Raw genomic sequence first — 26,970 nt, 5'->3', positions numbered from 1 at the left:
CGCTAACGTCGTCCCGTGCCCCGGATCCGCAAGCTCGCCGCCGCCCTGCACCGCCGTGGCCCGCACCGGGTTTTGCGTGGCGACCTGGCCTTCGCCGGTTTGCCGGGGGTGGTGTACACCCCGGAGGCCGGGCTGAACCTGCCCGGCGTGGCGTTGGGCCACGACTGGCTCGCCGGTGCCGCGCGCTACGCGGGCCTGCTCGAGCACCTGGCGTCGTGGGGCATCGTGGCCGGGGCGCCGGACACCGAGCGCGGCCTGGCGCCCTCGGTGCTGAACTTCGCCTTCGACCTCGGCACGGCCCTGGACATCGTGTCCGGGGTGCGCCTGGGGCCGGGCAACATCAGCGTGCATCCGGCCAAGCTCGGCGTCGTGGGCCACGGTTTCGGCGGCTCGGCCGCGGTGTTCGCCGCGGCCGGGATGCGCGAGAAGCCCGCAGCCGTGGCGGCCCTCTTCCCGGCGGTGACCAGCCCCCCGGCGGCGCAGCCCGCCGCGACGCTGACGGTTCCCGGCCTGATCCTGACCGCGCCGGGGGATCCGAAATCGCTGAATTCCCACGCGCTCGCCCTCGCCGAGACGTGGGATGCGGCGACGCTGCGCGTCGTGCACAAGGCCGAACCCGGCGGACTGGTCGAGGGCCGGCGGCTGGCGAAGGTGGTCGGGCTGGCCGGCCCGCACCGGCGCACCCAGCGCTCGGTGCGGGCGCTGCTGACCGGTTACCTGCTCTACACGCTCGGCGGGGACAAGACCTACCGCGCCTTCGCCGACCCGGAGGTGCAGCTGCCCGGGACCGACCCGCTCGATCCCGACGCCCCACCGATCGCGCTCGAGGAGAAGGTCGTCGCGCTGCTGAAGTGACGCGCCCCCGCACCGCACTGCGACGCGCGGTGCCGACCGTGGTATCTGTCGTGGATGCGAATCGGGATCGCTCTCAATTACTCGGGCGGATTTCACGAGGCCGTCGACCGCGTCGTCGAACTCGAGAAGTCCGGCATCGACGTCGCGGTGGTGGCCGAGGCCTATTCCTTCGACGCGGTCAGCCAGCTCGGCTACCTGGCCGCCAAGACCAACCGGGTCGAGTTGGCCTCGGGGGTGGTGCCCATCTACGTCCGCACGCCCTCGCTGCTGGCGATGACGGCCGCGGGCCTGGATTACGTGTCCGACGGGCGATTTCGCCTCGGAATCGGCACCTCCGGACCGCAGGTGATGGAGGGGTTTCACGGCGTCGCGTTCGACGCCCCCCTCGGGCGCACCCGCGAGGTCGTGGAGATCTGCCGGCAGGTCTGGCGCCGCGAGCGGGTGCAACACGACGGCAAGCACTACCAGATCCCGTTGCCCGCCGACCGCGGAACCGGCCTCGGCAAGGCCCTGCATCTGATCAATCACCCTGTGCGCGAACGCATTCCGATCATGATCGCGGCGCTGGGCCCCAAGAACGTCGAGCTGACCGCCGAGATCGCCGAGGGCTGGCAGCCGGTCTTCTACCTTCCCGAGAAGGCTCATCTGGTGTGGGGTGAGGCGCTGGCCGCCGGCATGGCCAAGCGGGATCCGGCTTTGGGCCCGCTTGACGTCATGGTGCACGCGTCGCTGGCCATCGGCGACGATGTCGAGGACCGGCTGGCCTGGGTCAAGCCGAACCTGGCCCTCTACATCGGCGGGATGGGCGCCAAGGGCCGCAACTTCTATCACAACCTGGCCACCCGCTACGGGTTCGGCGAAGTCGCCGACCGCATCCAGGAGCTGTACCTGTCGGGCCGCAAGGCCGAGGCCATCGACTTGGTGCCGGATGAATTGGTGCGCGGGATGTCGCTCGTCGGGCCCCGGGGGTATGTCGCCGAGCGCCTGGCCGCCTTCGCCGAGGCGGGCGTGACGACGCTGTTGGCCAACCCGTTGTCCACCGACCCTCGCGAGGCCGTGGGATTCGTGGAGGACGTGCTCGCGCTGCGGCCCGCCTGAGCCGTCACTGCCCGGCCTGCGGAAGCTGGTCCGCGGCGATCTCGCACGGTGTCGAGGGCTCGTCGGCCGCAGGCGCCGGCGCGGGGGCTTGCGGCGCGGCGACGGGGGCGGGCTGGGCGGCCGGCGCGGGTGCTTCAACCGGTGCCGGCGGCGCGTCAACCGGTCGGGCCTCTTCGGTGGGCTTGGCCGTCTCGGTGTCCGGGACCTCGTCCACCTTTTTGACCTCGTCCGGCCCGCCGGTCTTGCCGTCAGGGTGGTCAGGGTGGTCGGCGTCGTCCGGGTGGAACGGGTCCTCGTCGTCGAAGGCGTCCTCGGTGTCCGCGGGGTCAGCCGCCGAGCCCAGCAGGGATCCCATCGCGTCGACGATGCGGCCGGCCAGCGCGCCGAGACCGAGACCACCCGGTCCACCCAGTCCGCCGCCCGCGTCGGCGCCGGGCATCGCCCCCGCGCTGCCCAGGTCGGGCAGCGGCGCCGTGGGAAACGCGGTGGGCGCGGCCGGCGCGGGCGCTACCGCCCCGGCGGGCGTCGGGGCCGACGGCGGCACCGGATCCGCCGGCGGACCGGCGACCGCGGCGGGTGACACCGGCGCGGCGGGCGTCGTGGTGCCGCGCGGAAACGATTGATACCCCGGTCCGAGATCACCGGGAACCTCGAAGGCCACCACCGGCGCGGCCGCCATCCGGTCGATCACCATGTCGTAGGCCGTGTCGACCCCGTCGGCCGTCGAGCGCATCGCCGTGAGCCAGTCGTCACGAATCTCGTTGTCCACGTACGGAATTAACTGCTGACGGACCACCTCTTCGCCGCCGGCCCGGTCCCCCACCCCGGAGGTGACGGCCGCGGCGGCGGCCAGCCATGCCGGGCGCTGCCCCCGGGTGCGCTCGTCGATGGCAATGGTGGTCGCGACCTTGGAATCCACCAGGTACCACAGGTTGTCGCGCAGCGACTCGCACCGCTGGGCGGCCGCGCGGACCTCGGCGGCCACCGTGTTTGCGGCATCGCAATGGCGTTCCAGGAACCCGACGGCGGCGCCCCCGCCCTCGCCGGTCCAGGCCGCGGTCAGCTCGGCGAGCCCGGCACGCTGCATCCGCAGCGCCTCCAGGACCGCCGCGCCGGCCGCCCGCAGCTCCGCGCAGTCGCGATCGAGCGCACGAAGATCGAGGCCCTCTTCGCTGTCGTACCAGTCGCGCGGCTGGGCGGGATGGGCCGTCAGGTCGGGATGCTGGTAGCCCAGCGCGTGGCAGGCCCGCACGTAGGTCTCGGTGTGCTCGAGCGCGGGCCGGCCCTCAGCGAGGCGCCCGGCGACGTCCAGCCGCTCGGCCATCCTCAGGCGATCCGCGCCGCGGCGTACAGCTCGGCGTCGGCGTAGCGGTCGGCGGCGGCCCGCACCGCGGCCGCGGCCTCGGCGCCCGCCCGCGCCCAGCGCGTCACCCCGGCCGTCAGCCGCTGCAGCTCGACGCGCAACGCGTCGCCGCGCGCGGTGTGCGCCCGGCCGGCGCTGGCCCCGCCAAACGTCAACCGCGCCAAGTGATCTGCCGCGGCGCGGTCGAGGAGTTCGGCGGCCGCACCCAGTTGGTCGGCGGCCCGGCGGGCCCCCGAGCTATCGAATCTCATGCCTAGTCCGACGCCGGATGCCGCGCCGGGGTTCCCGGCTGAGCGATCAGCGCGCGGCGCTGACCGCGTCGGCGACGCGAGCGGCGACCCGCTGCGCGAGGCCCTCCTCGGGCGCCTCCACCATGACCCGGATCATCGGTTCGGTTCCGGAGGGGCGCAACAGGATTCGACCGGTGTCGCCCAGTTCGGCCTCGGCCTCCTCGACCGCGGCCTGCACCGAGCGGGCCGCGGCGGCGGTGGCCTTGTCGGCGACCTTGACGTTGATCAGCACCTGGGGAAGCGCGCGCATCGCCGCGGCGAGCTCGGCCAGCGACGAGCCGGTCTGCATCATGCGCGTCATCAGCCGCAGCCCGGTGGCGATGCCGTCGCCGGTGGAGCCCACCGCGGGCATCACGATGTGCCCGGACTGTTCGCCGCCGAGGCTGAAATCGCCGGCCCGCAACTCCTCGAGGACGTAGCGGTCACCCACGCCGGTCGTGCGCACGTCGATGCCGGCCGACCGCATGGCCAGGTGCAGCCCGAGGTTGCTCATCACGGTGGTCACCAGGGTGTCGGACGCGAGTTCGCCGGCCTCCCGCATCGCGAGCGCGAGCACGACCATGATCGCGTCGCCGTCGACGAGGTCGCCGTTGGCGTCGATGGCCAGGCAGCGGTCGGCGTCCCCGTCGTGCGCCAGGCCCAGGTCGGCGCGGTGCTCGACGACGGCGGCCCGCAGCGCGTCGAGGTGGGTCGAGCCGCAGCCGTCGTTGATGTTGAGCCCGTTGGGATCGGCGTTGATCGCGATCACCCGGGCGCCGGCCGCGCGGTAGGCGCGCGGCGCCACCGCGGAGGCCGCGCCGTGGGCGCAGTCGACCACCACGGTCAGGCCGTCGAGTGACAGCGTGCTGGCCTTGGACAGGTGGCGCAGGTAGCGGTCGGCGGCGTCCTCGGCGTCGATGCGGCGGCCGATCGCGGAGCCGACCGGGCGCAGGCCGGGCCCCGCCGCGACCAGTTCCTCGATCTGGTCCTCGGTGTCGTCGTCCAGCTTGTGGCCGCCGGGGCCGAAGATCTTGATGCCGTTGTCGGGCATGGGGTTGTGCGACGCGGAGATCATCACCCCGAAGTCGGCGTCGTAGGCGGCGGTCAGGTAGGCGACCGCGGGGGTGGGCAGCACCCCGACGCGCAGCGCGTCGACGCCCTCGCTGGTCAGCCCGGCGATTACCGCGGCCTCCAGCATCTCCCCGCTGGCCCGCGGGTCGCGGCCGACCACGGCGACCCGCCGGCCCGGCCGGCCCGAACTGGCCAGCAGCCGGGCCGCGGCGGCACCCAGGGCCAACGCCAGCTCGGCGGTCAACTCGCGATTGGCGACCCCGCGAACACCGTCGGTGCCGAATAGTCGACCCATGCGGACAAACCTCTCACAGTCGTCGGTCTGACACCTAACGTGCCCGTTCTTTTGTGACCGAAACCGCGCGTGAACGTGCGCCGACACGCCGCAGACTGCCCACAAAGATGCAACGCTGCGGCCAGAAAGTAATGCTGATCAGCGCTTGCTGTACTGCGGCGCCTTGCGCGCCTTCTTCAGCCCGTACTTCTTGCGCTCGGTGGCGCGCGGGTCACGGGTGAGGAAGCCGGCCTTCTTCAACGCGGGCCGGTCCTCTGGAGACGCCAGGATCAGCGCCCGCGCGATGCCCAGGCGCAGCGCGCCGGCCTGACCCGACGGGCCGCCGCCGTGCAGCAGGGCGAAGATGTCGAAGCTTTCCACCCGGTCGACGGTGACCAGTGGGGCCTTGATGAGCTGCTGGTGCACCTTGTTGGGGAAGTAGTCCTCGAGGCTGCGGCCGTTGAGGTCGAACTTGCCGGTGCCCGGCACGATGCGCACCCGCACCACGGCCTCCTTGCGGCGGCCGACGGTCTGGATGGGCCGGTCGAACACGAACGACTCGGCGGGGCGGGCGGCCGGGGCCTCGGCCTCCGGGGCCGCTGTGGTCTCCGGGGTCTCTAGAGCCTCGGTTGTCTCGGTCACTGGGCCACCTGCTTGATCTCGTACGGAACCGGCTGCTGAGCGGTATGGGGATGCTCCGGACCTGCGTAGACGCGGAGCTTGCGCTGGATCTGACGGCTGAGCTTGTTCTTGGGCAGCATGCCGACGATCGCCTTCTCCACGACACGGGTCGGGTGCTTTTCCATCAGCTCGCCGGTCGTGCGCTTGTGCAGCCCGCCGGGATACCCCGAGTGGCGGTACGCCATCTTCTGCTGCAGTTTGTCGCCGGACAGGGCGACCTTGTCGGCGTTGATGACGATGACGAAGTCACCGCCGTCGACATTGGGGGCGAACGTCGGCTTGTGCTTGCCGCGCAGCAGGTTGGCTGCTGCGACGGCGAGGCGGCCAAGCACCACGTCCGTGGCGTCGATGACGTACCACGACCGCGTGGTGTCACCCGCCTTGGGCGCGTATGTGGGCACAGCGCTTACCTTCTCTTCTCGAGGTGGATCCCGGGTCGAGCCGGGTGCCGGTCAGGCGGGCTGCGGTTGGGCTTGATCTCGGCGACCGACATTGACCCGAGGCCCGGCGTAACCGCACGCCAACCGAGCAGCTTACCGATGTGCGTCCCCGCAGGTCAAAATGACTGTGTGGTCCCGGCGGCTCTCCCCCGCCGGGACCACACAGGGGCCATTGCGTCTTAGCGTCCCCAGAGGCCCGCGGCCCGGCGGTCAGCATCGGCCACCTCGTCCGCGCCGTCGCGCACCGCGTTGCCGAGGTCGACCAGTATCTGGTTCAGCGCGGTGGCCGCCTGGTGCCACTTCAGCTGCTCGACCTGGTACGCGGCCGCCGCCTCGCGGGTCCAGGCCTCCCGCAGCGGTGCGATCTGCGACCGCAGCTCGTCGAGCGCCGCGTTGAACCGGGCCGCCGTGGCGTGGATCTCCTGGCGAACGGAGTACTCGATTTCGCCGAAGTTGTACGACAGGACCGGATCCACGGCCGATCCCCCGATCACAGGTTTCCGCCGGCGGCGGCGACCTGGCGGGCATGGTCCTGGCCGGCGTGCGCCAGCGCGGCCTGGTTGTGCCGGATGGTCTCGGCGATCGTGTGCAGGGCGTGGTAGAGGCGCGTCGACTCGGCGTTCCAGCGATCCAGGACGTCTTTGAATCGCGCGACGGCGAGCCCACCCCACACCGAGTGCGGGACGCTGCCCATGCGGCCGATGAAGGCCTGCAGCATCGCCCGGATCTCGTCGTTGCGCGCGTCGGTCGCGGCCGCGACCGACCGCATCAGCTCGAAGTCGGTGCTCAACGTGTTCGCCATATCAGGTTCGACCCCAACGGCGCCAGTTCGGTTCCGCCGAATTTCGCCGGCTCATCCGATCGCGTGAGCCGTGCGCACCGCCTGCTCGCACACGGCGCGGACGGCCTCTTCGTCGCCGGGACGGCTTTGGCAGCCAACGCTGATCCGCACCGGCCCGTCCAGCAGGACCGTCCATCGCACCTGGTGGGTGGCGCGCACTTCGCGGTAGGTCACCGCGGGCCGCCCGGCGCTGGTCGCGGACGGGTTGAAGTCGACGAACACGCCGGACGGCTCGGCACCGATTGCCCGTCTCAACCCCTCGGCGGTGTCGCTCAGCGTCTCGCCGGCCACCGGCGATTGCGTGACATGCAACGCCACCTCGGGGTCCGACGGCGACGTGACCTGCACCCGCGCCGACCCGGGGCCGGTGATGACCCGCTGCGCGGGCCAGTCGGCGGGCACCGTCAACGCCACCCGGCCTTCGACCAGAAACGTCCTCGGCATCGCCGCAGCCGTCTGCACCACGGCCGGCGCCGATCCGCCGTGACGGCCGGACGCGGCCACCGCCGATATCGCCAGCGGCAACACCGTCAGCGCTCCGGCGGCCCCCGCGCCCGCCGCCGCCAGCCACGCGCGCGGTCGGGCTCGGCCCGTGTCGGGCCGCGGGTGGGACGGCGCGTCGGGTACCGACAGGGCCGAACGCGCCAGCGCGGCCAGCCCGGCGTCGCCGATTTCGACTGCCGCCCAGCCGCTTTCGCGCAGAGTCGCGGCGAGCGACGCCGCGAGCGCCGGCGCACCGGCGACCGTGCCGGACGCGTCGATCACGACGGTCGATGTGTGCGCCATGCCCGCGATGGCGCGTGCGACCTCCGCGAGCACCGTTGGTGATTCCGCGCTGCGCGGTATCGCGGCGACGCCACCGTCCTGGCTCCCGATGATCGCCACCAGCCGCTCGGCGATCTCGACCACGATCGCCCGGTCACAAGCGTGGCCCAGTAGCCACGACCGGGGACACATGACCACATCGCCGGCCACGGCCTCGGCCGCCTCGGCCACCACGCCGGCGCGCACCGACGGCCACCACGACGGATGCACCACGACCAGCTCCCCGCCGTCCCCACAGCTCAGTGACCGTAGCGCCGTGCGCCACAGCGAACCGACGGCGACGGGTCGGCCGCCGACCAGCGCCACCGGATCGTCGATCGCGCCCAGCGCCTCCGACACGGCCTCAGCGGTGTCACCGCTTGTGCCGCAACACAATCGGCGGATCGTCGCGGGCCCGGCCTCGAGGATCACCCGGTGCCAAGTCACGGCGGCGGGCTCCACGCCACCTGAACCAACTGTTCGTCACCGGCGCGCGTTCGCAGCAGGCCGCGGCCCGGCGGCAGGCGCGCGGGGCGCCGCGAGTCCCACGGGGCACCGTCGGCCGAGCCGCTACCCATGGTCAGCGTCATGCAGCCGAGGCCACGCAGGTCGGCCAGCAGTGGCTCGAACAGGGCGCGCTCCAGGCCGCCGCTACGTCGCGCGACGATCACGTGCAGCCCCACATCCCTTGCGTACGGGAGGTATTCGACGACCGTCGCGAGCCGGTTGTCCGCGGGTGCGGCGACCAGGTCGTAGTCGTCGATCAGCAGGTAGAAGTCCGGGCCGGTCCACCAGGACCGGGTCTTCAGTTGTGCCTGGCTCACGTCCGGCGGTGGCATCCGCAGCCGCAAGGCGTCGAGCAGCGGTGGCAACAACCCGTCGAGCGTCACGGGCGACATGGCGTAGCCGCCGAGGTGTTCCGATTCGACGAGGCCGAGCAGGCCACGACGAAAGTCGACGATCAGCAGCCGGGCCTCCGTGGCGCTCTTCGCCCGGACGATCTCGCGGCACAGGTTACGTAGCGTCGCGGTCTTTCCGCATTCGTTGTCCCCGAGGACCATCAGGTGGGGATGCTGTTCGAAATCGATTGCGACCGGCCGCAGGCCGCGCTCCCCCAGACCGAGCAGGATGCGCGCTTCTCCCGGCCTGCCCGCGCGGCTGACGAGCTCGTCGCGGTCCACGCGCGCGGGCAGCAGCGGGATCGGCGGTGCGGCCGATTCACCACGGCACACCCGGTCGGTGGGCAGCGCGACCACCATGTGCGACCGGTCGCGGGAAAGGCCGCGGCCCGGCCGGTCGCGGGGTACGTGCTGGGCGCGCTTGCGGTCGATCTCGGAGTCCGCGGGGTCGCCCAGCCGCAATTCGATGCGGGTGCCGATCTGGTCCTTCAGCGCCGGTCTGATCTCGGCCCAGCGGGAAGCGGACAGCACCACGTGTACGCCGAACGAAAGCCCTTGGGTAGCAAGGGCGGTAATCGGCGCGTCGAGTTCCTCGAATTCCTGGCGCAGGGTCGCCCAGCCGTCGACGACGAGGAAGACGTCACCGCCCTCCGCATGGGGGTTCCCGTCGCTCTCCCGGGACCGCACGATGGATTCCAGCTCGGCGACGGTGCCGCGGACCAGCTCGTGCTCGGCGCGCCCGGCCACCGCACCCACATGCGGCACACTGCGCAACGCGCCCAGCGTTCCGCCGCCGAAATCCAGGCAGTAGAACCGCACCTGCGCGGGGTCGTGGGTGGCCGCCAGCGCGGTGACGAGGGTGCGCAGGGCCGTCGACTTGCCCGATCGGGGTGCGCCGACGACCGCCACGTTGCCGGCGGCGCCGGACAATTCGACCATCAACGGTGTGCGGCATTGCTCGAACGGCCGATCGACGACGCCGAGCGGCACGCTCAGCGAGCCCGGCGCGGTAGCGGGAAGCAGGGTGTCCAGTGGGGGCGCCGCTTCCAGCGGGGGCAGCCAAACCTGGTGCGCCGCCGGTCCGTGTGGGACCAGCCGGTCGAGGACCACCTGAAGGACGGTCCGGGCGCCCGGCCCGGCCGTCTCGGCGCCCGTGGCCGCACCTACCGCCCTGGTGCCGAACACCCGCGGCGACGCCGCCGGCGCCCGGGCCGGCACCCCGACCGGCGATGTCCCGGACACGAATGCGGATTGAAAACGGATCGGCTCGCCGCTGCTCGCTCGCAGGTAGCCCGCGCCGGGGGCATTCGGCAACTCATAGGCGTCCACCGTCCCCAAGGCCACCCGAGACTCGCTGGCGGACAGCGTCTTCAGGCAGATCCGATAGGACAGGTGGGCGTCCAGTCCCCGCAGCCGGCCCTCGTCGAGCCGCTGGCTGGCCAGCAGGAGATGCACGCCCAGCGATCGACCGAGCCGGCCGATCGCGACGAACATGTCGGCGAACTCCGGGTGCTGGGCCAGCATTTCGGAGAATTCGTCCACGATGATCAGCAGCGCCGGCAGGGCGGCCAGTCGGGCGCCGGCCCGGCGCGCGTCGTCGTAGGCCGCGATGCCGGCACAGCGGGCCGTTCGCAGCAGCCGCTGCCGACGCTCCACCTCGCCGGCCAGCGCGTCGCGCATCCGGGCCACCAGCGGTGCTTCGTCGGCGAGGTTGGTGACGACGGCGGCCACGTGCGGCGCCGGCGCCAGGTCGAGAAACGTTGCGCCCCCTTTGAAGTCGATGAGCAACAGGTTGAGCACCTCCGGGGGGTTGCGCGCCATCATCCCCAGGGCGATAGTGCGCAGCAGCTCCGACTTGCCCGAGCCGGTGGCGCCCACGCAGAGCCCGTGCGGGCCCACCCCGCCTTGCGCGGCCTCTTTGATGTCCAGGCCCAGCGCCGCGCCCTCGACCGTGGTTCCGAGGGGAACGCACAGCCGGTCGTGGTGGCCCTGGCTGCGCCACAAGGTGATCGGGTCAAAATCATCGAGACTGCCCAGCCCCGCCAGTTCCGGCCAACCGCCGCCGGGCAGTCCGCCCGCACCGACCCGGTAGGCGGCCAGCCGCCGGGCGCACACCAGCGCGTCCACCGGCTTCATCCGATCGGGACGCGACAAGGGTCGGGTGTCGCCGTCGAGCGTGAGGGTCACCGGCGCGCCGTCTCGGCACGCACCGACCTCGAGGAGGGTGGCGCCCGGGACCGCCTCGGAGGCGGCACCCAGGTCGGCGAGCACGACCACCTCCGGCGGCCGGGCGCCGGCGAGTACGCCCTGCGTGTCCCCCGGGCGGCCGTACACCATGCGGGCGGGCCCCACCGCGTCGGCCGCGCTCGGATGCCGGTTGTGCGGCAACCACTTCAGCCAATCCCAGTGATCTCGATTCTCGTCGCTGATCACAGCGACGATCAGCAACCGGTCGGGCGGGTGCAGCACCGCGAGTTGACAGATCATCGCGCGCAGCAGGGCGCGGGCCGCGCCCGGATCCCCGGCGATCGTCACCCTCGTGGCGCCGCGCAGCCCGACGGCGATGGGGACGCCGACCATGACCGAATGCGTATCCAGGAAGCGGCGCAGGGCCGCCGTGGTGACCGGGTCAGAGGCACCGTAGGTGGACGGCTCCGGAGGCACCAGGCGCGTGGCAAGCGGCTGGGTCCCGACGCCGACCCGGACCAGGCAGAAGTCGGCGTCGGTCGCTCGGCGCTCCCACATCCGCGGTCCGCCGACCAGCGTCCACAGCGTGTCGGGGTCCGGATGCGCCCAAACCAGCGAATACCGCTGTGCCGCGGTTGTTTCCGCGACGCTGCTGCGCAGCCGGTCGAGATATCCGAAGTAGTCTGCCCGGTCGGCGCCGACGCCCCGCCCGCGCCCCCCGGCCAACATCACGACCATCGAAACCAGCGTCATCACCGGGAACGCCAGGAACATGGGGTTGCGCGACGCGGCCGACCCCGAAAGGAACGCCGCCGTCATCGCCCCGAGAGTCGCGACCGAGACGACAACCGGCACCAACCGCGGCGACCGTGGCGGCGGCGGCCCGGGCGGAGCCTCGACGGCGATGTCCGTCACCGCGACCGCCGGCGGCGACCGCCGCGGCCCTGGCACGAAACATTCGGTCATCATGGCCCTCCCACCGATCGGCGACGGTAAGCAGCGCGCTGAGGCGGCGGCAAGTCACCTGTGGACAACCGCACACCGGACGACCGAAAGCTGGCTAACGTGGCCGCAATCCGACTCAGGGGGTCGCCATTGCTACCCGTTTCCGATCCCGGGCTGCGCCGCGTGTCAGTCCATGCCGGCGCCGCGGTCACCGACTTGGCTCTGCCCGCGGGCGTTGCCGTCGCCGTCCTGATTCCCTCGATCGTCGACATCCTGGGTGTCCACGGACTCGACGGGTCCGACGAGGCGAGGCGCTACCAGCTGGCGTGTCCCGGGGCGGCCCCGCTCAACTCGGCGGCGACGTTGGCGCAGAACGGCATCCGGGACGGCGCCGTGCTGGTCCTGGCGCGGGACGCCGCGCCGCCGGCCGCGCGCCGGCACGACGACGTGGCGGAGGCCGTGTCGGCGACGCTGGACGCCGCGGGCCGGCGCTGGAGCCAGCCCCGCCGCCGGTGCGCGGCGCGGTTCACCGGCGCGATCGCGGCGGGGTGCCTGACCGGGATCGGCGCTGCGGCGCTCGTCCGGCAAGCGCTCAGCGCCAGGGTCACCGATGCCACCGTCGGCGTCGTGGCGTTGGCGGCGGTTGCGGCCCTGCTTGCCGCGGCGGTCGCCCACCGCGGGCACGGGGATGCGATCGGCGGGCTCGCGCTGAGCGTGATGGCGACGGCTTTCGCGGCGCTCGCCGGGGCCCTGGCGGTGCCCGGTCCCCCCGGCCCGCCCCACGTCATGCTGGCAGGGGCCGCCGCGGCCGTCACCTCGGTGCTGGCGATGCGCGTATCCGGTTGCGGCGCCGTCACATTGATCGCGCTCGCGTGCGTCGCGACCGTTGTCGGGGCCGCCGCGTTGCTGGGTGTGATCACCGATGCACCGGCGCGGGTCGTCGGCTCGGTGTCGACCCTGGCCTCCGTCGTCCTGCTCGGAGCGGCGGCGCGGATAGCGATCGCGCTGGCGGGACTATCGCCTCAGTTGCCCCCGGCGCCGGACGTCGACCGCAGGGCGATCCGTGCCGACGCCTGGCTGACCAGCCTGCGGGCCGGGTTCTCGTCCGCGGCCGCCGTGGGCGCCGTCGTCACCGTGCTCACCGGCGCGCCGGGCCCGGGCTGCACCGCATTCGGCGCCCTCTCCGGCGTGATGCTGCTGCTGCGCGCGCGTTCGTACGACGGGCCCGCGATGCTGGTGTGCGCTGCTGGCGGAATAGCGGTCACGGCAACGTCTTTCGGGGCGATCGCGGCAAACCTGTCCCGGCATGGCGCGTGGGTGGCCGCGATGACGGCGGCGCTGGCGGTCGCCGCGGTTTACCTGGGCTCTGCCGCCCCGGCCGCGTCGCTCTCGCTCTTGTCGGGTCCCGCCCTCGGGGCGCTGAGGTGCGCGGTGCTGGTCGCGATGATCCCCACGACCTGCTGGGTATGCGGCCTCTATGGTGCCGTCCGCGGGTGGACGGTGACGTGAGCGCGTCACGCGTGACACGGCTACTGGCGGCGGCCGTGTTCGCGGCGCTGCCCCAGCTGGAAACCCCGGTGGCCCAAGCCGTTTCGCCGCCGCAGGTCGACGACACATGGCTGCCCAAGCCGGCATTGCCGGCGCCGCCGTCGCCCACCCGGCAACGCGAGGTCTGCGCCACGCTGACGGCGGATGCGACGCCGGGCCCCGGCCGTGCGCCCTACCTCGCCGACCTACCGCGGGTCTGGCAGCTGACCCGCGGCGCCGGGCAACGGGTGGCGGTCATCGACACCGGCGTCTCGCGGCATCCCCGGCTGCCGGGCGTCATACCGGGCGGAGACTACGTGTCCGGTGGCGACGGCACCCAGGACTGCGACGTGCACGGCACCGTGGTGGCCGGAATCATCGCTGCGGCACCCGATTCCAACGGCTCCGCCGGGGTGGCGCCGGAGGCCACGGTGATCGCGATCCGCCAGTCCAGCACCAAATTCTCCCCGGCCGCCGACCGGTCCGCCGCCGGAGTCGGCGACGTCGACACCATGGCCAAGGCCATCCGGACGGCCGCCGATCTCGGCGCGTCGGTGATCAACGTGTCGTCGGTTGCCTGCGTCCCCGTCGCATCGGCGCCCGACGATCGGGCACTGGGTGCCGCGCTCGCGTACGCGGTCGACGTCAAGAACGCGGTCGTCGTGGCCGCGGCGGGCAATACCGGCGCCGGCCAGTGTCCGCCGCAGCCCACCGACGCGACCTGGCAGACGGTCGCCGTCGTCGCCAGCCCGGCCTGGTACGACGACTACGTGCTGACCGTCGGGTCGGTCAACGCCGACGAGTCGCCCTCGGCGTTCACCCTCCCCGGACCCTGGGTGGATGTCGCGGCATCCGGCGAGGCGGCCACCGCGCTGGGTTCGGCACCCGTCTCCGGCACCAGTTACGCCGCGCCCGTGGCCAGTGGGGTGGCGGCGCTGGTGCGCGCCCGCTTCCCGGCGCTCACCGCGCGGCAGGTGATGCAGCGCATCGAGTCGACCGCGCATCACCCGGCGGCGGGCTGGGATCCGCTCGTCGGCAGCGGCGCCGTCGACGTGCTCGCCGCGGTCAGCACCGAACCCGGCCCACCCGCCACCCCGAAACCTCAGCCCCTGCCGATCAGCACGTCCCCGGCATCCGGGGCGCCCGATACGCGCGCCCGCGGCACCGCATTGCGCGGCGCGGCCCTGTGTCTTGTTGCGCTACTGGGAGTCTTGGCCGCCGGGCGGTTACGGGGTGCCCGCGGCCGCGTCCCGGGCGACTGACGCATTCTGCCGGCTCAGTTCCGGCCCCGACGGGAGGGGCGCCAGCAGCGGCCACGGCCCCGGGATAGGCGCGCCAAGACCCAGATCACGCGCCGCGTCGTCGTCGCGAATTCCGAACCGTACGCCGGTGTCGGTGACGAGGTAGCGCGTTCCGGCCCGGCCGTTGCCCCGCACGTAGGCGTTGCGGCCGGGCGGCAGGTACACCGCGTCCAGGGCCGGGCCGCGGCCATCGGCCTGGGACAGCGCCACCGGCGTCGCGCCGGGCGGCACCGGCAGACCGGCACCGGTCAGGAACGCGGTGTCGAAGTTCCCGGACGGCGCGGGATTCGCCGTGACGCACACGGTGTCGCCGGCCTCGAGCGCCGGCGCCCGATCGGGGAAGCCGGCCACCGGCAACGTGTTGACCACTGCCGCGGTGCGGATCGCGTCGGCCGCCACCGTGACGATGTTGGTGGTGCCGCGCGAATCGCTGTACCGCAACAGGTCGGCGGCCACCTGCCCGATGCGCTGGACCCCGGCGGCCAGCACGACGTAATACTCGTCGCCGTCGCCGCGCGCTACCCGTAGCACGCTGCCGACGGGAAATCCCGGCAGCCCCGCGGCCGCGCCGCCCGCCCCGCGAATCCGCGGGACGCTGACCGGCGCGGCCTCGGGCACCGCATTCAGCAGCGACTGTGACACGGCTTGGGGCGCGCGGCCCTCCAGTCGCAGCGAGCGCACGGCCGCGTTGTCCGCGAGATCCACCACCGCCCGCCGCCCCTGGTACAGCAAGTAGGCCGGCGAGCCCGGGGCCGCCGCCACCAGCAGGGCGTGGTTGGGGCCCAGACGCCGAGCCGACGCTCCGCCGGCGGGCCCGATGACGACGGTCGTCGCGCCGGTCTCGTGGGTATCGCAGATCGTCCAGGCCGCCTCGGCGGGCGAGAGCGGCCTGCCGAGCAGCTGCGGTGCACCCGGAATGCCAAGCAGCGGGCCGCGTTTGGTGCGGCCCATGTCGGCGTCGGGTACGGGCTGCGGGTCGGCGGCCGTCGTCGCGATCAATCGCGCCGAGGCCACGTTGAGCACCGGATGCCACGTGTCACCGACGCGCACGTATAGCGCCCCGGACGGTTGCCCCAGCACGATTCGCGCCTGGCCGAGGTCGGGGTGCGGCCGCAGCACGCCCAGCACCGCGCATCCCGCCAGGGCGATGGCCGCCAGCGCACCCCCGAGCCACAGGGGCGCCGTCCACGTGCGGCGCAATTCGTTCGCGTCGCCGAGGTCGAGCCCCAGCAATGCGGACTCCAGGCGACGCAGCAGAAATCGATAGCCGCTGAGGCCTATCCGGTCCAAAGCCACCTCGGAAAGGTCGAATAATTGTGGAATGCGTCTCCCCGGTTCACCTTAAGCCGCACGTCAGCGCCGTTGCGGCGGTCCATCCACAGCTCGCCCCAGTTTCGCTTCGGCCGGATCCGGGTAAAATTTCGGCGTGTTTTGTCACATAGGTCGTTGGGCCGGCCTGGGCGCGTCCGCACTGCTCACCGCCACCGGTCTGCTGCTCACCCCGTACCCGGCGGTCGCCACCGCCGACGACTGCCCGGACGTCGAGGTCATCTTCGCGCGCGGCACCAACGAGCCGCCCGGCCTCGGCCGGGTGGGCGACGCCTTCGTCGACTCGCTGCGCCAGCAGACGGGCCTGAACATCCTGCCCTACGGGGTGAACTACGCGGCCAGCAAGCTGCAGCTGCACGGCGGCGACGGCGCCAACGACACCATCGACCGCGTCAAGAAGAGCGTGGAGAAGTGCCCGAACACTCAGATCGTGCTAGGCGGTTACTCGCAGGGCGCCTCGGTGATGGACATCGTGGCCGGCGTTCCGATCGGTGGTATCAGCTGGGGCAGTTCGCTGCCGCCGCAATACGCCACCAACATCGCGGCCGTTGCCACCTTCGGTGACATCGCCGACCGCGCCGGCGGGACGCTGCCGACCAAGAGCGCGCTGCTCGGGTCCAAGGCGATCGACCTGTGCAATCCGCAGGACCCGATCTGCCACGCGGGTCAGGGCAACGAGTGGAGCGGCCACACCGAGGGCTACGTCCCCGCGTACACCACGCAGGCGGCGTCCTTCGTCGCGTCCAGGCTGCGGGCCGCGTCCGCCCCGCAGATGCCCGGTTACGGACCCCAGTACGCGCCGCAGATGCCCGGGTATGGCCCACAGGCGCCCGGTCCGTCGGTGCCCGGTAACGTACCGTCGCCGAACACCCCTAACACACCGAATCTTCAAGCCCCGCTTGTCTGAATCGTTATCGGCCCTTGACCATGGGCCCGTAGCCTCGTCGTGTGAGGCTCATCCGAATAGGGCTGGCCGCCGCATTCGTTGCGGCGGCCGCGTTTTGGGTCGCTCCACAGCTGCTTCCTCGCGCCGCGGCCTCCTGCCCTGACGTCGAGGTGGTGTTCGCCCGCGGGACCGACGAACCGCCGGGAGTCGGGCGGGTGGGCCAGGCCTTCGTCGGCTCGCTGCGCCAGCACACCCGCAAAAGCGTTGGTGCGTACGGGGTTAACTACCCGGCCAGCAAGGATTTCCTGGCCGCCGCGGACGGCGCCAACGACGCCAGCCGCCACGTCCAGCAGATGGCCGACAACTGCCCGAACACCAAGGTGGTGCTCGGCGGGTATTCGCAGGGTGCCGCGGTCATCGACATCGTCACGGCCGCACCGCTTCCCGGCTTCGGCTTCCATCAGCCGCTGCCCGCCAAGGCCGCCGATCACGTCGCCGCAGTCGCGCTGTTCGGAAACCCGTCGGCGCGCGCGGGCCGGCTGATGAGCGCGCTGACACCGGATTTCGACGGCAAGACCATCGACCTGTGCAACACCGGCGATCCGATCTGCTCGAACGGCAACCAGTGGAAGGCCCACCTGGGCTACGTGCCCGGATTGACCAGCCAGGCCGCGGGTTTCGTCGCGAGCCGCGTCTAGCCCCGCGTGCGCAGGTCCCGCGTGATCAATGTTCGCGCGGCCAGCTGGTCGTCGGGCGGATAGTCGACGCCGATCAGCGTCAGCCCGTGCGGGGGCGCGGCGGCGAAGTCGCTCGACCGGTCGCTGGCGGACAGCAATTGGCGACACCAGGAGGCTGGGCGCCGGTGCTCGCCGACGGCCAGCAGGGCCCCGACCAACGACCGCACCATCGACCAGCAGAAGGCGTCCGCGGTGACGTGCGCGGTGATCAGGTCGCCGTCGCGCGACCAGTCCAACCGCTGCAGGTCGCGGATGGTGGTGGCGTTCTCGCGGTGCCGGCAGAACGCCGCGAAGTCGTGCAGCCCCAGCAGGTCTCGTGACGCGGCGGCCATCGTATCGAGGTCCAGCGCGCGCGGCCATGCGGTGACGTAGCGCGCCTGTTGCGGCTCGACCCCGTAGGCCGCCGTGGACAGCCGGTACGCGTAGTGACGGCGCAGCGCCGAGAACCGTGCGTCGAAACCCGCCGGGGCCCGGGCGATGTCGAGAACGCGGACGTCGGCGGGCAGGAACCGGCCGAGACGGCGCAGTAGCGGCAGGAATTCGGGCTCACCCGCGCGGCCCGAGCGGGGGTATGCGTTCGGCAGCGCGTCGGCGGGCACATCGACGTGGGCGACCTGTCCGGTGGCATGAACCCCGGCATCGGTGCGGCCGGCCGCGCGCAATCGCACCGGAATGCGGAAAACCGTCGTCAGCGCCTCGTCGAGGACGCCGGCGACGGTCCGCTGCCCGGCCTGGGCTGCCCAGCCCGCGAAATCGGTTCCGTCGTAGGCGATGTGCAGCCGCAGACGGACGTCCGCGCTAATTCTCGGTGGCCTCGTCAGTGTCATCGCCGGCGGCCTCGCCGGCTTCTTCGACTGATGCCTGCGGCGCGGCGGCCGCTGCCTCGACCGCCTCGTCGGTCGCCGGCTCATCGGCCGCCGAGCCGTCCACCGCCTCCGGCTCGACCGCGGCCTGCGGTGCGGCCGCGGCCGCCTCGGGCGCAGTGGACTTGGAAGCCTTCACCCGGCGCGCCCGATCGGCCTCCGACGTCACGGTCTTCTCCCGCACCAGCTCGATCACGGCCATCGGGGCGTTGTCACCCTTGCGCGCCTCGACCTTGATGATGCGGGTGTAGCCGCCGTTGCGGTCGGCGAAGAACGGCCCGATCTCCTCGAACAAGGCGTGCACCACGTCCTTGTCGCGAATCTTCTTGAGAACCTCTCGACGGTTGTGCAGCGTGCCCTTCTTGGCGTGCGTGATCAGCTTTTCCGCGTACGGCCGCAGCGCACGAGCCTTGGGCTCGGTCGTCTTGATCCGGCCGTGCTCGAACAGCGACGTGGCCAGGTTGGCCAGCAGGGCCTTCTGGTGCGAAGACGACCCGCCGAGGCGGGGGCCCTTGGTGGGCTTGGGCATTGCGACTTCTCCTCATTGGGGCCGGCCCCCGTATCAGGTAGGGCCGGGACGGGCTTTAGAGCTGTTCGGTTTCCGCGTAGTCCTGGTCGTCGTAGGCGGCCTCGGTGGACCAGGTGCCGGTGGCGACGTCGTAGCCGGCGACCTCCGACGGGTCGAAGCTCGGCGGGCTGTCCTTCAGCGACAGACCCAGCTGGTGCAGCTTGACCTTCACCTCGTCGATGGACTTCTGGCCGAAGTTGCGGATGTCGAGCAGGTCGGACTCGGTGCGGCTCACCAGCTCGCCGACGGTGTGCACGCCCTCGCGCTTGAGGCAGTTGTAGGACCGCACGGTCAGGTCCAGGTCGTCGATCGGCAGCGCGAACGACGCGATGTGGTCGGCCTCGGCCGGCGACGGGCCGATCTCGATGCCCTCGGCCTCGACGTTGAGTTCGCGTGCCAGGCCGAACAATTCGACCAGGGTCTTACCGGCCGATGCCAGCGCGTCGCGCGGGCTGATCGAGCTCTTGGTCTCCACGTCCAGGATCAGCTTGTCGAAGTCGGTGCGCTGCTCGACGCGGGTGGCGTCCACCTTGTAGGTGACCTTGAGCACCGGCGAGTAGATGGAATCGACCGGGATGCGGCCGATTTCGGCGCCGGAGGCCCGGTTCTGCACCGCCGGGACGTAGCCGCGGCCACGCTCGACGACGAGCTCGACCTCGAGCTTGCCCTTGTCGTTCAGCGTCGCGATGTGCATGGCGGGGTTGTGCACGGTCACGCCGGCCGGCGGCACGATGTCACCCGCGGTGACCTCGCCCGGGCCCTGCTTGCGCAGGTACATGGTGACCGGCTCGTCCTCCTCCGAGGACACGACCAGGCCCTTGAGGTTCAGGATGATGTCGGTGACGTCTTCCTTCACCCCGGGCACGGTGGTGAATTCGTGCAGCACGCCGTCGATGCGGATGCTGGTCACGGCCGCGCCGGGGATCGACGACAGCAGCGTGCGGCGAAGCGAATTGCCCAGGGTGTAACCGAATCCGGGCTCCAGTGGTTCGATGACGAACTGGGACCGGGTGTCGGTGACGACTTCCTCCGACAGTGTGGGTCGCTGTGAGATCAGCATGGTGTTTCTTGTTCTCCTTCTCGGCACCCGCTATTTGATGCCGGCTCGGTTATCCGGTCGCCGCAGTTGCGGCTCCGGAAGGTTACTTCGAGTAGTACTCGACGATCAGCTGCTCGGTGAGCGGCACGTCGATCTGCGCGCGCTCGGGCAACTGGTGGATCAGGATGCGCTGACGCTCCCCGACCACCTGCAGCCAACTCGGGATCGGGCGGTCACCCGCGGTCTCCCGCGCAATCTGGAACGGCACCGAGTTCAGCGACTTGTCCCGCACGTCGACGATGTCGTACTGCGACACCCGGTAGCTGGGGACGTCGACGCGCACGCCGTTGACCGTGAAATGGCCGTGGGTGACCAGCTGGCGGGCCATCCGCCGGGTGCGCGCCAGGCCGGCGCGGTAGACGACGTTGTCCAGCCGGCTCTCGAGAATCCTCAGCAGCTCCTCGCCGGTCTTGCCGGACTGGCGCACGGCCTCCTCGTAGTAGCGGCGGAACTGCTTTTCCATCACGCCGTAGGTGAAGCGGGCCTTCTGCTTCTCCTGCAGCTGCAGCAGGTACTCGCTCTCCTTGATCCGCGCGCGGCCGTGCTGGCCGGGCGGGTAGGGACGCTTCTCGAAAGCCTGGTCGCCGCCGACGAGGTCGGTGCGCAGCCGGCGCGATTTGCGGGTGATGGGTCCGGTGTAACGAGCCATGGTTCTCTAGACCCTTCTGCGCTTGGGCGGGCGGACGCCGTTGTGCGGCTGGGGGGTGACGTCGGAGATCGCGCCGACCTCGAGCCCGGCGGCCTGCAGCGACCGGATCGCGGTCTCGCGGCCGGAGCCCGGGCCCTTGACGAACACGTCGACCTTCTTGACGCCGTGCTCCTGCGCCTTGCGGGCGGCGTTCTCGGCGGCCAGCTGCGCGGCGAACGGCGTCGACTTGCGCGACCCCTTGAAGCCGACGTGGCCCGACGACGCCCAGGCGATGACGTTGCCCTGCGGGTCGGTGATCGTCACGATCGTGTTGTTGAAGGTGCTCTTGATGTGCGCGGCACCGTGCGGGATGTTCTTCTTTTCCCGCCGCCGGGTCTTCTGGCCCTTCTTGGGGCCGGCTGTCTTCTTGGCTGGTGGCATGGCGGTTACCTGGCCTTCTTCTTGCCCGCGATGGTGCGCTTGGGGCCCTTGCGGGTGCGCGCGTTGGTCTTGGTCCGCTGGCCGCGCACCGGCAGGCCGCGGCGGTGCCGCAGGCCCTGGTAGCAGCCGATCTCGATCTTGCGGCGGATGTCGGCCTGCACCTCCCGGCGCAGGTCGCCCTCCACCTTCAGGTTGGCTTCGATGTAGTCACGCAGGTGGGTCAGCTGGTCGTCGCTGAGATCCCGCGTGCGCAGGTCCTTGTCGATGCCGGTGGCCGCCAGAATCTCGTTCGAGCGGGTGCGGCCGACGCCGAAGATATAGGTCAGCGCGATCTCCATCCGCTTGTCGCGCGGGAGATCGACGCCTACTAGTCGAGCCATAGGTGGCGTGTCCTCTTATCTCATGCGGAGGTCTGATCCCAGTCCGCTCCCGGCCCCGAAATTCGGGGTGGGGCCCGGCCTCCGTCCGGGCGTGGATGAGCTGGCCCATCTCTTTCAGATGCCAGCCGCTCACTGGTGCTGGGAGGTCTGCATTCAGTTGTAGGCGCAGGCGGAAGGCTGCCCAAATTGTCCGGCTCAGCCCTGTCTCTGCTTGTGGCGGGGATCTTGGCAGATCACCATGACCCGCCCATGCCGACGGATCACCCTGCACTTGTCGCAAATCGGCTTCACGCTGGGGTTGACCTTCACGGCTGTTCGATCCTGTTCTCGTCTTTTGGTTGGTTACTTGTAGCGGTACACGATGCGGCCGCGGGACAGGTCGTAGGGAGACAGCTCCACCACCACCCGGTCCTCGGGAAGGATGCGGATGTAGTGCTGCCGCATCTTGCCGCTGATGTGGGCGAGCACCTTGTGGCCGTTCTCCAGCTCAATGCGGAACATCGCATTGGGCAGGGGCTCGACCACGCGGCCCTCGACCTCGATGGCACCGTCCTTCTTGGCCATACTTGTCAGAAATCCTCGTCGTTTGTTTCGTTCGTTGCGTTCGCGTCACTGCGGCCGGTCGGCGCAACAGCTGTCCCGACTGCAAAACGTGAGCCGGTGGTGAAAATTCCGAGAAATTTCAGACTGGGCACACCAAGAGCCGGCACGGACGCCGCACCGTCGTCCCACCTTACCCGCATCGCTACAGTCGGCGCAAAAGACGGAGCCGACCACAGGATTTGGCCGGACACCTATTCGGGTTTGGGCCGCAACACCAAAATCTTGTTGTTGTGGCCCGCGACATACACCGTGCCGTTGCTGTCGACCGCCAGGCCCCACGGCGCGTCGAGGCCGGTGAAGGGCAGTACGACCTGCCGGCTCGAGCCCGCGGGCAGCTTCAGCGCCCGATTGTTCGCGCTGTCGGTGACGTAGACGGCTCCCTCCCGGTCCAGCGTCACCCCGCCGGGATCCGACAGGCCGACGAACGGCACCGTGGCTTGCGTGTTCGAGCCGGGGGCCAGCATCAGCACCCGATTGTTGCCGCCGTCGGCGACGTAGATGGTTCCGTTGTCGGCCACCACCAGGCCGGTCGGAGCCTTGAGACCGGTGAAGGGGACCTCGTATTGCTTGGTCGAGCCGGGGTTGAGGGCAACCACCCGATTCTTGGCGGTGTCGGTGACGTAGACGGTGCGGGCGCTGCCCACCGTCAGGCCGGTCGGATGTTCGAGGTCGGTGAACGGCAGCTGGGTCTGCTGCCGCGAGCCGGCGCGAAGGATCAGCACCCGTCTGTTACCGGAATCGTTGACGTAGACGTTGCCGGAGTTGTCTGCCGTCACACCGCTGGGATAGCTGAGGCCCTCGAATGGCAGCACGACCGGGTCGGACGAGCCCGCGGACAGGGCCAAAATCCGGTTGTGCATGGTGTCGGCGACGTACACAGTGCCGCCATTGCCGACCGAGAGCCCCTGCGGGTCGCGCAGGCCGGTGAACGGCAGCGTCGTTTGCCGGGGGTTTCCGCGTTTTGACCCGAAATCGCCGAAGACGACCAGTGCGGCAACGACGAGCGCGACGACAGCCAGGGCGGCGGCGGCGATGATGGCGGGCTTGCGGCGCCACCACGGCGCGGGCGGCCTGGCGGGCAACCGATCGGCGACGGGCTGGGGCCCCGATACGACCTGGGGTGCCGGGCGGGGATAGGTCCCGGGAGTGGGCACCGGGTACTGGACCGTCGCGGCGCCGGATTCCTGGTCGCTGTGACCGTAGCCTTGCGTGCGAATCGGCGGGAACGGCCCCGGTTGCTGCCGATCGAAGGGCCGCGGCGGCAGGGGGATCGGCGATGTGACGGCGTTGCGGGCGGCTCGCGCCAGCTCGACGGCGGTGTCGTAGCGGTCGCCCGGCATCTTGGCCATGCCCTTGGCGATGACGGTGTCGAAGCCGCCCGGCAGCGCGGGGTTGGTGATCGACGGGCGCGGCGGCGGGCTGACGAGGTGGTTGCCGATCTGTTGCTCCAGGCTGTCGCCGGGGAATACGTGCTCGGCGGTCAAGCACTCGTACAGCACGCAGGCCAGCGCGTAGATATCCGAGCGGGAATCGATGGGCGGCGCATCGGGCTCTTGGATTTTGAACCGTTCCGGAGCCATGTAGTAGAACGTCCCGATCACGTCGCCGACGGTGGTCAGATTCCGCTCCCCCGCCGCCAGGGCGATGCCGAAGTCGATGAGATAGGCATAGTCGTCGTCGTCGACCAGGATGTTGGAGGGCTTGACGTCCCGGTGCAGCAGCCCTTCCTTGTGCGCGGCTTGCAGCGCCTTGGCGACCTGCTCGATGATGCGCACCGCCCGCGCGGGCGGCAGCGGGCCGTCGCGCAGGATGGACTGTAGGTCGCGGCCCTCGATCAAGGCCATATCCACGAATAGGCGCCCGCCGATTTCCCCGTAGGTGTGGATCGGCACGATGTGCGGACTCCGCAATCGCGCGGCCGCATGGGCTTCGCGACGGAAGCGCTGCTGGAATACGTCGTCCTGGGAGATTTCGGTGGGCAAAATCTTGATCGCGACGATTCTGTCGATGACGGTGTCGTGGGCCCGCCAGACCTCACCCATGCCGCCGCGGCCCAGCAACTCGATCAGCTCGTAGTTTCCGAACGACGTTTTCTGCAACGAGCCCTCCAACGACAACTGGTCAAACCATAACGCGCCACCAACTATGGCGACAGGTTGTTTCTTCGCTGCGACAACCCGTCGGCGAACAGCTCGGCGCGTAGCGGCACCAAAAGCGCGAATTCGTTGATTCGCTGGGCAATGTTCGGGCGCTCTTTCCCGGCGCCATATGAAGACCGCGGGGGCTCTGCGGGAATAGGGCAGTTCGACCCGCGGGTTGGAGCAACCATGACCGACGCTCATGCCACCAGCCCGTCTCCACGCCCTTCCCTCGGCCGGTTCGGCTCGTTCGGACGCGGCGTCACACCCCAGCAAGCCAGGGAAATCGAAGCTTTGGGCTACGGCGCCGTGTGGGTGGGCGGTTCCCCGCCCGCCGAGCTCGCCTGGGTGGAGCCCATCCTCGAGGCGACGACGACCTTGCAGGTGGCCACCGGCATCGTCAACATCTGGACGGCGGCGGCCAAGCCGGTGGCCGAGTCGTTTCACCGCATCGACCGGGCCTATCCGGGCCGCTTCCTGCTCGGCATCGGCGTCGGCCATCCGGAGGCGCACACCGAGTACCGCAAGCCGTACGACGCGCTGGTCGCCTACCTCGACCAGCTCGACGAGTACGGCGTCCCGGCCGACCGGCGCGTCGTGGCGGCCCTGGGGCCCCGCGTGCTCAAGCTGTCGGCCGACCGCAGTGCCGGCGCACACCCGTACCTGACCACCCCCGAACACACCGCGCAGGCCCGGGAGCTGATCGGCCCTTCGGCGTTTCTGGCGCCCGAACACAAGGTGGTGCTGACCACCGACCCGGACAAGGCGCGCGCGGTGGGCCGCAGGGCGCTCGACATCTATTTCAACCTGGCCAAATACCGCAACAACTGGAAGCGGCTGGGCTACTCGGATGAGGAAGTCACCCGCCCCGGCAGCGACCGGCTGGTCGACGCGCTGGTGGCCTATGGGACCCCGGACGAGATCGCCGAGCGGCTCAAGCAGCACCTCGCCGCGGGCGCCGACCACGTGCCCGTGCAGGTTCTCACCAAGGATGAAAACCTGGTCTCGGCGCTGGCCGAATTGGCCGGGCCGCTCGGCCTGGGCTAGCCCCTTTAGCGGTAACTCCCCCAAGCTGACGATCCCGCTCGGTTAGTGTGTGTGACCATGCGATTGCTGGTCACCGGCGGAGCCGGCTTCATCGGCGCCAATTTCGTGCACAGCACAGTGGGCGAACACCCCGAGGATTCGGTGACGGTGCTCGACGCTTTTACCTATGCCGGACGGCGCGAGTCGCTGGCCGACGTGGAAGACGCCATCACCGTGGTGGAGGGCGACGTCGCCGATGCCGCGCTGGTCGACGCGCTGGTCGCGGAGTCCGACGCGGTGATCCACTTCGCCGCCGAAAGCCACGTGGACAACTCCCTGGACGACCCGGAGCCGTCGTTGCGCACCAACGTGATCGGGACGTACGCCATCCTGGAAGCGGTGCGACGCCACGGCGTGCGGCTGCACCACATCTCGACCGACGAGGTCTACGGCGACCTGGAGCTCGACGACCCGACGCGGTTCACCGAGTCGACGCCCTACAATCCGTCGAGCCCGTACTCCGGGACCAAGGCCGCCGCCGACCTGCTGGTGCGGGCCTGGGTGCGCTCCTACGGGGTGCGCGCGACGATCTCCAACTGCTCCAACAACTACGGGCCGTATCAGCACATCGAGAAATTCATCCCGCGCCAGATCACCAACGTGCTCACCGGCCGGCGGCCCAAGCTGTACGGCCGCGGCGCCAACGTGCGCGACTGGATCCACGTCGAGGATCACAACAGCGCGGTGCGGCGGATCCTGGACGAGGGCCAAATCGGTCAGACCTACCTCATCGCCGCCGAGGGCGAACGCGACAACCTGACCGTGCTGCGCACGGTGCTGAAGATGATGGGCCGCGACCCGGACGACTTCGACCACGTGCCCGATCGGGTCGGCCACGACCTGCGCTACGCCATCGACCCGTCGTTCCTGTGCGACGAATTGCGCTGGGCCCCGAAGCACACCGACTTCGAAGAGGGTCTGCGGGCGACCATCGACTGGTACCGGGCCAACGAGTCGTGGTGGCGCCCGCTCAAGGACGAAGCGGAAGCGCGCTACGAGGAACGCGGGCGCTGAGGTGAAGGCTCGCGAGCTCAAGGTTCCCGGCGCCTGGGAGATCACCCCGGCCATCCACGGTGATTCCCGTGGCATGTTCTTCGAATGGCTCACCGACCGCGGGTTCACCGAGTTCAGCGGCCATCGGCTGGACGTTCGGCAAGCAAATTGCTCGGTGTCGTCGGCCGGCGTGCTGCGCGGTCTGCACTTCGCTCAGCTGCCGCCGAGCCAGGCCAAGTACGTGACCTGTGTGTCGGGCTCGGTGTTCGACGTAGTCGTCGACATCCGCGTTGGCTCGCCGACCTTCGGCCAGTGGGACTCCGTCCTGCTCGACGACAAGGACCACCGGACGATCTACATCTCCGAAGGCCTCGGGCACGCCTTCCTTGCGCTACAAGATAATTCGACGGTCATGTACCTGTGCTCGGCGGAATACAACCCGCAGCGCGAGCACACCATCTGCGCGACGGACCCGGCGCTGGGAATCGACTGGCCGCTGGTCGACGGCGCCGAACCGAGCCTGTCCGAGCGCGATGCCGCAGCGCCCAGCTTCGACGAGGTGCGCGCATCCGGCCTCCTGCCCACCTGGGAGGAAGCCCAGCGGTTCGCCGCCGGTCTGCGCTCCGGCGCCTAGTATCCGCGAGTGCAACTAGCGACGCATTTC

28 protein-coding genes are annotated in these 26,970 nt (G+C 70.7%); 9 read left to right on the top strand and 19 right to left on the bottom strand.

The genetic code is table 11. The annotated features are described in order from the left end of the window. Positions 1–15: 15 nt before the first annotated feature. Both AC5Y43_RS03570 and AC5Y43_RS03565 read left to right on the top strand, forming a co-directional pair. Positions 16–855: a dienelactone hydrolase family protein gene (locus tag AC5Y43_RS03570; RefSeq protein ID WP_499969489.1), complete on the top strand. Its 840-nt coding sequence runs from the start codon at positions 16–18 to the stop codon at positions 853–855. A gap of 54 nt (positions 856–909) precedes the next feature. Continuing rightward, on the top strand, positions 910–1,953 hold the full coding sequence (locus tag AC5Y43_RS03565) for an LLM class F420-dependent oxidoreductase (protein WP_499969487.1): 1,044 nt from the start codon (positions 910–912) through the stop codon (positions 1,951–1,953). A gap of 4 nt (positions 1,954–1,957) precedes the next feature. Here the strand turns inward: AC5Y43_RS03565 and AC5Y43_RS03560 are convergent, their stop codons facing one another. From AC5Y43_RS03560 to eccCa, 9 genes are all read right to left on the bottom strand, one after another. Then, positions 1,958–3,277, bottom strand: coding sequence for a hypothetical protein (locus tag AC5Y43_RS03560; RefSeq protein WP_499969485.1), 1,320 nt, complete (start codon positions 3,275–3,277; stop codon positions 1,958–1,960). Between the two features lie 2 nt (positions 3,278–3,279). Further along, a complete protein-coding gene (locus AC5Y43_RS03555) occupies positions 3,280–3,567 on the bottom strand; it encodes a hypothetical protein (protein WP_499969483.1) in 288 nt (95 codons plus the stop codon). Between the two features lie 46 nt (positions 3,568–3,613). Then, complete coding sequence (glmM, locus tag AC5Y43_RS03550) at positions 3,614–4,951, bottom strand: phosphoglucosamine mutase (RefSeq protein WP_499969481.1); 1,338 nt, start codon at positions 4,949–4,951, stop codon at positions 3,614–3,616. Between the two features lie 138 nt (positions 4,952–5,089). After that, on the bottom strand, positions 5,090–5,572 hold the full coding sequence (gene rpsI / locus AC5Y43_RS03545) for a 30S ribosomal protein S9 (RefSeq protein WP_499969479.1): 483 nt from the start codon (positions 5,570–5,572) through the stop codon (positions 5,090–5,092). After that, positions 5,569–6,012, bottom strand: coding sequence for a 50S ribosomal protein L13 (gene rplM, locus AC5Y43_RS03540; protein ID WP_499969477.1), 444 nt, complete (start codon positions 6,010–6,012; stop codon positions 5,569–5,571). The genes rpsI and rplM overlap by 4 nt, the downstream gene beginning before the upstream one ends. Positions 6,013–6,230: 218 nt before the next feature. After that, positions 6,231–6,527 (bottom strand): WXG100 family type VII secretion target, encoded by a 297-nt coding sequence (locus AC5Y43_RS03535; RefSeq protein WP_499969475.1) that lies wholly within the window; start codon positions 6,525–6,527, stop codon positions 6,231–6,233. A 14-nt stretch (positions 6,528–6,541) separates the two neighbouring features. Then, the gene (locus AC5Y43_RS03530) at positions 6,542–6,853 is read right to left on the bottom strand and encodes a WXG100 family type VII secretion target (protein WP_499969473.1); all 312 of its coding nucleotides are present in this window, start codon (positions 6,851–6,853) and stop codon (positions 6,542–6,544) included. Positions 6,854–6,904: 51 nt separating this feature from the next. Beyond that, positions 6,905–8,143: a type VII secretion-associated protein gene (locus tag AC5Y43_RS03525; protein ID WP_499969470.1), complete on the bottom strand. Its 1,239-nt coding sequence runs from the start codon at positions 8,141–8,143 to the stop codon at positions 6,905–6,907. Continuing rightward, a complete protein-coding gene (gene eccCa, locus AC5Y43_RS03520) occupies positions 8,140–11,748 on the bottom strand; it encodes a type VII secretion protein EccCa (protein ID WP_499970382.1) in 3,609 nt (1,202 codons plus the stop codon). Before eccCa ends, AC5Y43_RS03525 begins: the two co-directional genes overlap by 4 nt. Before the next feature lie 153 nt (positions 11,749–11,901). On the opposite strand from eccCa, the gene eccD reads away from it, so the two are divergent. Together eccD and mycP are read left to right on the top strand one after the other, a co-directional pair. Continuing rightward, positions 11,902–13,236 (top strand): type VII secretion integral membrane protein EccD, encoded by a 1,335-nt coding sequence (eccD, locus tag AC5Y43_RS03515; RefSeq protein WP_499970380.1) that lies wholly within the window; start codon positions 11,902–11,904, stop codon positions 13,234–13,236. Further along, positions 13,194–14,516: a type VII secretion-associated serine protease mycosin gene (gene mycP / locus AC5Y43_RS03510; RefSeq protein WP_499969468.1), complete on the top strand. Its 1,323-nt coding sequence runs from the start codon at positions 13,194–13,196 to the stop codon at positions 14,514–14,516. The genes eccD and mycP overlap by 43 nt, the downstream gene beginning before the upstream one ends. Here the strand turns inward: mycP and eccB are convergent. Further along, on the bottom strand, positions 14,481–15,851 hold the full coding sequence (gene eccB / locus AC5Y43_RS03505; protein ID WP_499969466.1) for a type VII secretion protein EccB: 1,371 nt from the start codon (positions 15,849–15,851) through the stop codon (positions 14,481–14,483). The two genes, mycP and eccB, sit on opposite strands and share 36 nt — an antisense overlap. 130 nt (positions 15,852–15,981) lie before the next feature. Between eccB and AC5Y43_RS03500 the strand changes: the two genes are divergently transcribed. Continuing rightward, positions 15,982–16,791 (top strand): cutinase family protein, encoded by an 810-nt coding sequence (locus AC5Y43_RS03500; RefSeq protein WP_499969462.1) that lies wholly within the window; start codon positions 15,982–15,984, stop codon positions 16,789–16,791. A 41-nt stretch (positions 16,792–16,832) separates the two neighbouring features. Further along, on the top strand, positions 16,833–17,468 hold the full coding sequence (locus AC5Y43_RS03495; protein WP_499969460.1) for a cutinase family protein: 636 nt from the start codon (positions 16,833–16,835) through the stop codon (positions 17,466–17,468). Here the strand turns inward: AC5Y43_RS03495 and truA are convergent. The 9 genes from truA to AC5Y43_RS03450 form a co-directional block, all read right to left on the bottom strand. Further along, positions 17,465–18,334 (bottom strand): tRNA pseudouridine(38-40) synthase TruA, encoded by an 870-nt coding sequence (gene truA / locus AC5Y43_RS03490; protein ID WP_499969458.1) that lies wholly within the window; start codon positions 18,332–18,334, stop codon positions 17,465–17,467. The two genes, AC5Y43_RS03495 and truA, sit on opposite strands and share 4 nt — an antisense overlap. After that, entirely contained in the window at positions 18,306–18,899 is a 594-nt protein-coding gene (gene rplQ, locus AC5Y43_RS03485; protein WP_499969456.1) for a 50S ribosomal protein L17, read from the bottom strand. The genes truA and rplQ overlap by 29 nt, the downstream gene beginning before the upstream one ends. Before the next feature lie 55 nt (positions 18,900–18,954). Beyond that, positions 18,955–19,998 (bottom strand): DNA-directed RNA polymerase subunit alpha, encoded by a 1,044-nt coding sequence (locus tag AC5Y43_RS03480; protein ID WP_499967028.1) that lies wholly within the window; start codon positions 19,996–19,998, stop codon positions 18,955–18,957. An 82-nt stretch (positions 19,999–20,080) separates the two neighbouring features. Continuing rightward, positions 20,081–20,686, bottom strand: coding sequence for a 30S ribosomal protein S4 (gene rpsD, locus AC5Y43_RS03475; protein ID WP_499969453.1), 606 nt, complete (start codon positions 20,684–20,686; stop codon positions 20,081–20,083). Between the two features lie 6 nt (positions 20,687–20,692). Next, complete coding sequence (gene rpsK, locus AC5Y43_RS03470; RefSeq protein ID WP_499969451.1) at positions 20,693–21,106, bottom strand: 30S ribosomal protein S11; 414 nt, start codon at positions 21,104–21,106, stop codon at positions 20,693–20,695. 5 nt (positions 21,107–21,111) lie between these two features. Further along, positions 21,112–21,486: a 30S ribosomal protein S13 gene (gene rpsM, locus AC5Y43_RS03465; protein WP_499969450.1), complete on the bottom strand. Its 375-nt coding sequence runs from the start codon at positions 21,484–21,486 to the stop codon at positions 21,112–21,114. Positions 21,487–21,681: 195 nt separating this feature from the next. After that, positions 21,682–21,795 (bottom strand): 50S ribosomal protein L36, encoded by a 114-nt coding sequence (gene rpmJ / locus AC5Y43_RS03460; protein WP_003886927.1) that lies wholly within the window; start codon positions 21,793–21,795, stop codon positions 21,682–21,684. Between the two features lie 33 nt (positions 21,796–21,828). Further along, a complete protein-coding gene (infA, locus tag AC5Y43_RS03455) occupies positions 21,829–22,050 on the bottom strand; it encodes a translation initiation factor IF-1 (RefSeq protein WP_003418601.1) in 222 nt (73 codons plus the stop codon). Positions 22,051–22,280: 230 nt separating this feature from the next. Continuing rightward, the gene (locus AC5Y43_RS03450; RefSeq protein WP_499969448.1) at positions 22,281–24,206 is read right to left on the bottom strand and encodes a serine/threonine-protein kinase PknD; all 1,926 of its coding nucleotides are present in this window, start codon (positions 24,204–24,206) and stop codon (positions 22,281–22,283) included. Between the two features lie 210 nt (positions 24,207–24,416). Between AC5Y43_RS03450 and AC5Y43_RS03445 the strand changes: the two genes are divergently transcribed. From AC5Y43_RS03445 to rfbC, 3 genes are read left to right on the top strand one after another with little or no spacing between them, the layout of a single operon-like run. Further along, on the top strand, positions 24,417–25,274 hold the full coding sequence (locus AC5Y43_RS03445; protein ID WP_499969445.1) for an LLM class F420-dependent oxidoreductase: 858 nt from the start codon (positions 24,417–24,419) through the stop codon (positions 25,272–25,274). A gap of 57 nt (positions 25,275–25,331) precedes the next feature. Beyond that, positions 25,332–26,327, top strand: coding sequence for a dTDP-glucose 4,6-dehydratase (rfbB, locus tag AC5Y43_RS03440; protein ID WP_499969443.1), 996 nt, complete (start codon positions 25,332–25,334; stop codon positions 26,325–26,327). Between the two features lies 1 nt (position 26,328). Further along, positions 26,329–26,940, top strand: a complete 612-nt coding sequence (gene rfbC, locus AC5Y43_RS03435; protein WP_499969441.1) for a dTDP-4-dehydrorhamnose 3,5-epimerase — start codon at positions 26,329–26,331, stop codon at positions 26,938–26,940. Positions 26,941–26,970 lie beyond the last annotated feature (30 nt).

This window comes from Mycobacterium sp. NGS57 (assembly GCF_059812405.1).
This window is presented reverse-complemented; position numbering and strand designations above follow the sequence as displayed.

Excerpts from the sequence above, each read along its gene's own strand:
- AC5Y43_RS03445 (WP_499969445.1), top strand. The coding sequence starts at position 24,417 with ATGACCGACGCTCATGCCACCAGCCCGTCTCCACGCCCTTCCCTCGGC.
- eccCa (WP_499970382.1), bottom strand. The coding sequence starts at position 11,748 with ATGACCGAATGTTTCGTGCCAGGGCCGCGGCGGTCGCCGCCGGCGGTC.
- rpsK (WP_499969451.1), bottom strand. The coding sequence starts at position 21,106 with ATGCCACCAGCCAAGAAGACAGCCGGCCCCAAGAAGGGCCAGAAGACC.
- infA (WP_003418601.1), bottom strand. The coding sequence starts at position 22,050 with ATGGCCAAGAAGGACGGTGCCATCGAGGTCGAGGGCCGCGTGGTCGAG.
- rpsM (WP_499969450.1), bottom strand. The coding sequence starts at position 21,486 with ATGGCTCGACTAGTAGGCGTCGATCTCCCGCGCGACAAGCGGATGGAG.
- rfbB (WP_499969443.1), top strand. The coding sequence starts at position 25,332 with ATGCGATTGCTGGTCACCGGCGGAGCCGGCTTCATCGGCGCCAATTTC.
- AC5Y43_RS03560 (WP_499969485.1), bottom strand. The coding sequence starts at position 3,277 with ATGGCCGAGCGGCTGGACGTCGCCGGGCGCCTCGCTGAGGGCCGGCCC.
- AC5Y43_RS03530 (WP_499969473.1), bottom strand. The coding sequence starts at position 6,853 with ATGGCGAACACGTTGAGCACCGACTTCGAGCTGATGCGGTCGGTCGCG.
- glmM (WP_499969481.1), bottom strand. The coding sequence starts at position 4,951 with ATGGGTCGACTATTCGGCACCGACGGTGTTCGCGGGGTCGCCAATCGC.
- AC5Y43_RS03555 (WP_499969483.1), bottom strand. The coding sequence starts at position 3,567 with ATGAGATTCGATAGCTCGGGGGCCCGCCGGGCCGCCGACCAACTGGGT.
- rpsD (WP_499969453.1), bottom strand. The coding sequence starts at position 20,686 with ATGGCTCGTTACACCGGACCCATCACCCGCAAATCGCGCCGGCTGCGC.
- rplQ (WP_499969456.1), bottom strand. The coding sequence starts at position 18,899 with ATGCCCAAGCCCACCAAGGGCCCCCGCCTCGGCGGGTCGTCTTCGCAC.
- mycP (WP_499969468.1), top strand. The coding sequence starts at position 13,194 with ATGCGGCCTCTATGGTGCCGTCCGCGGGTGGACGGTGACGTGAGCGCG.
- truA (WP_499969458.1), bottom strand. The coding sequence starts at position 18,334 with ATGACACTGACGAGGCCACCGAGAATTAGCGCGGACGTCCGTCTGCGG.
- AC5Y43_RS03565 (WP_499969487.1), top strand. The coding sequence starts at position 910 with ATGCGAATCGGGATCGCTCTCAATTACTCGGGCGGATTTCACGAGGCC.
- AC5Y43_RS03480 (WP_499967028.1), bottom strand. The coding sequence starts at position 19,998 with ATGCTGATCTCACAGCGACCCACACTGTCGGAGGAAGTCGTCACCGAC.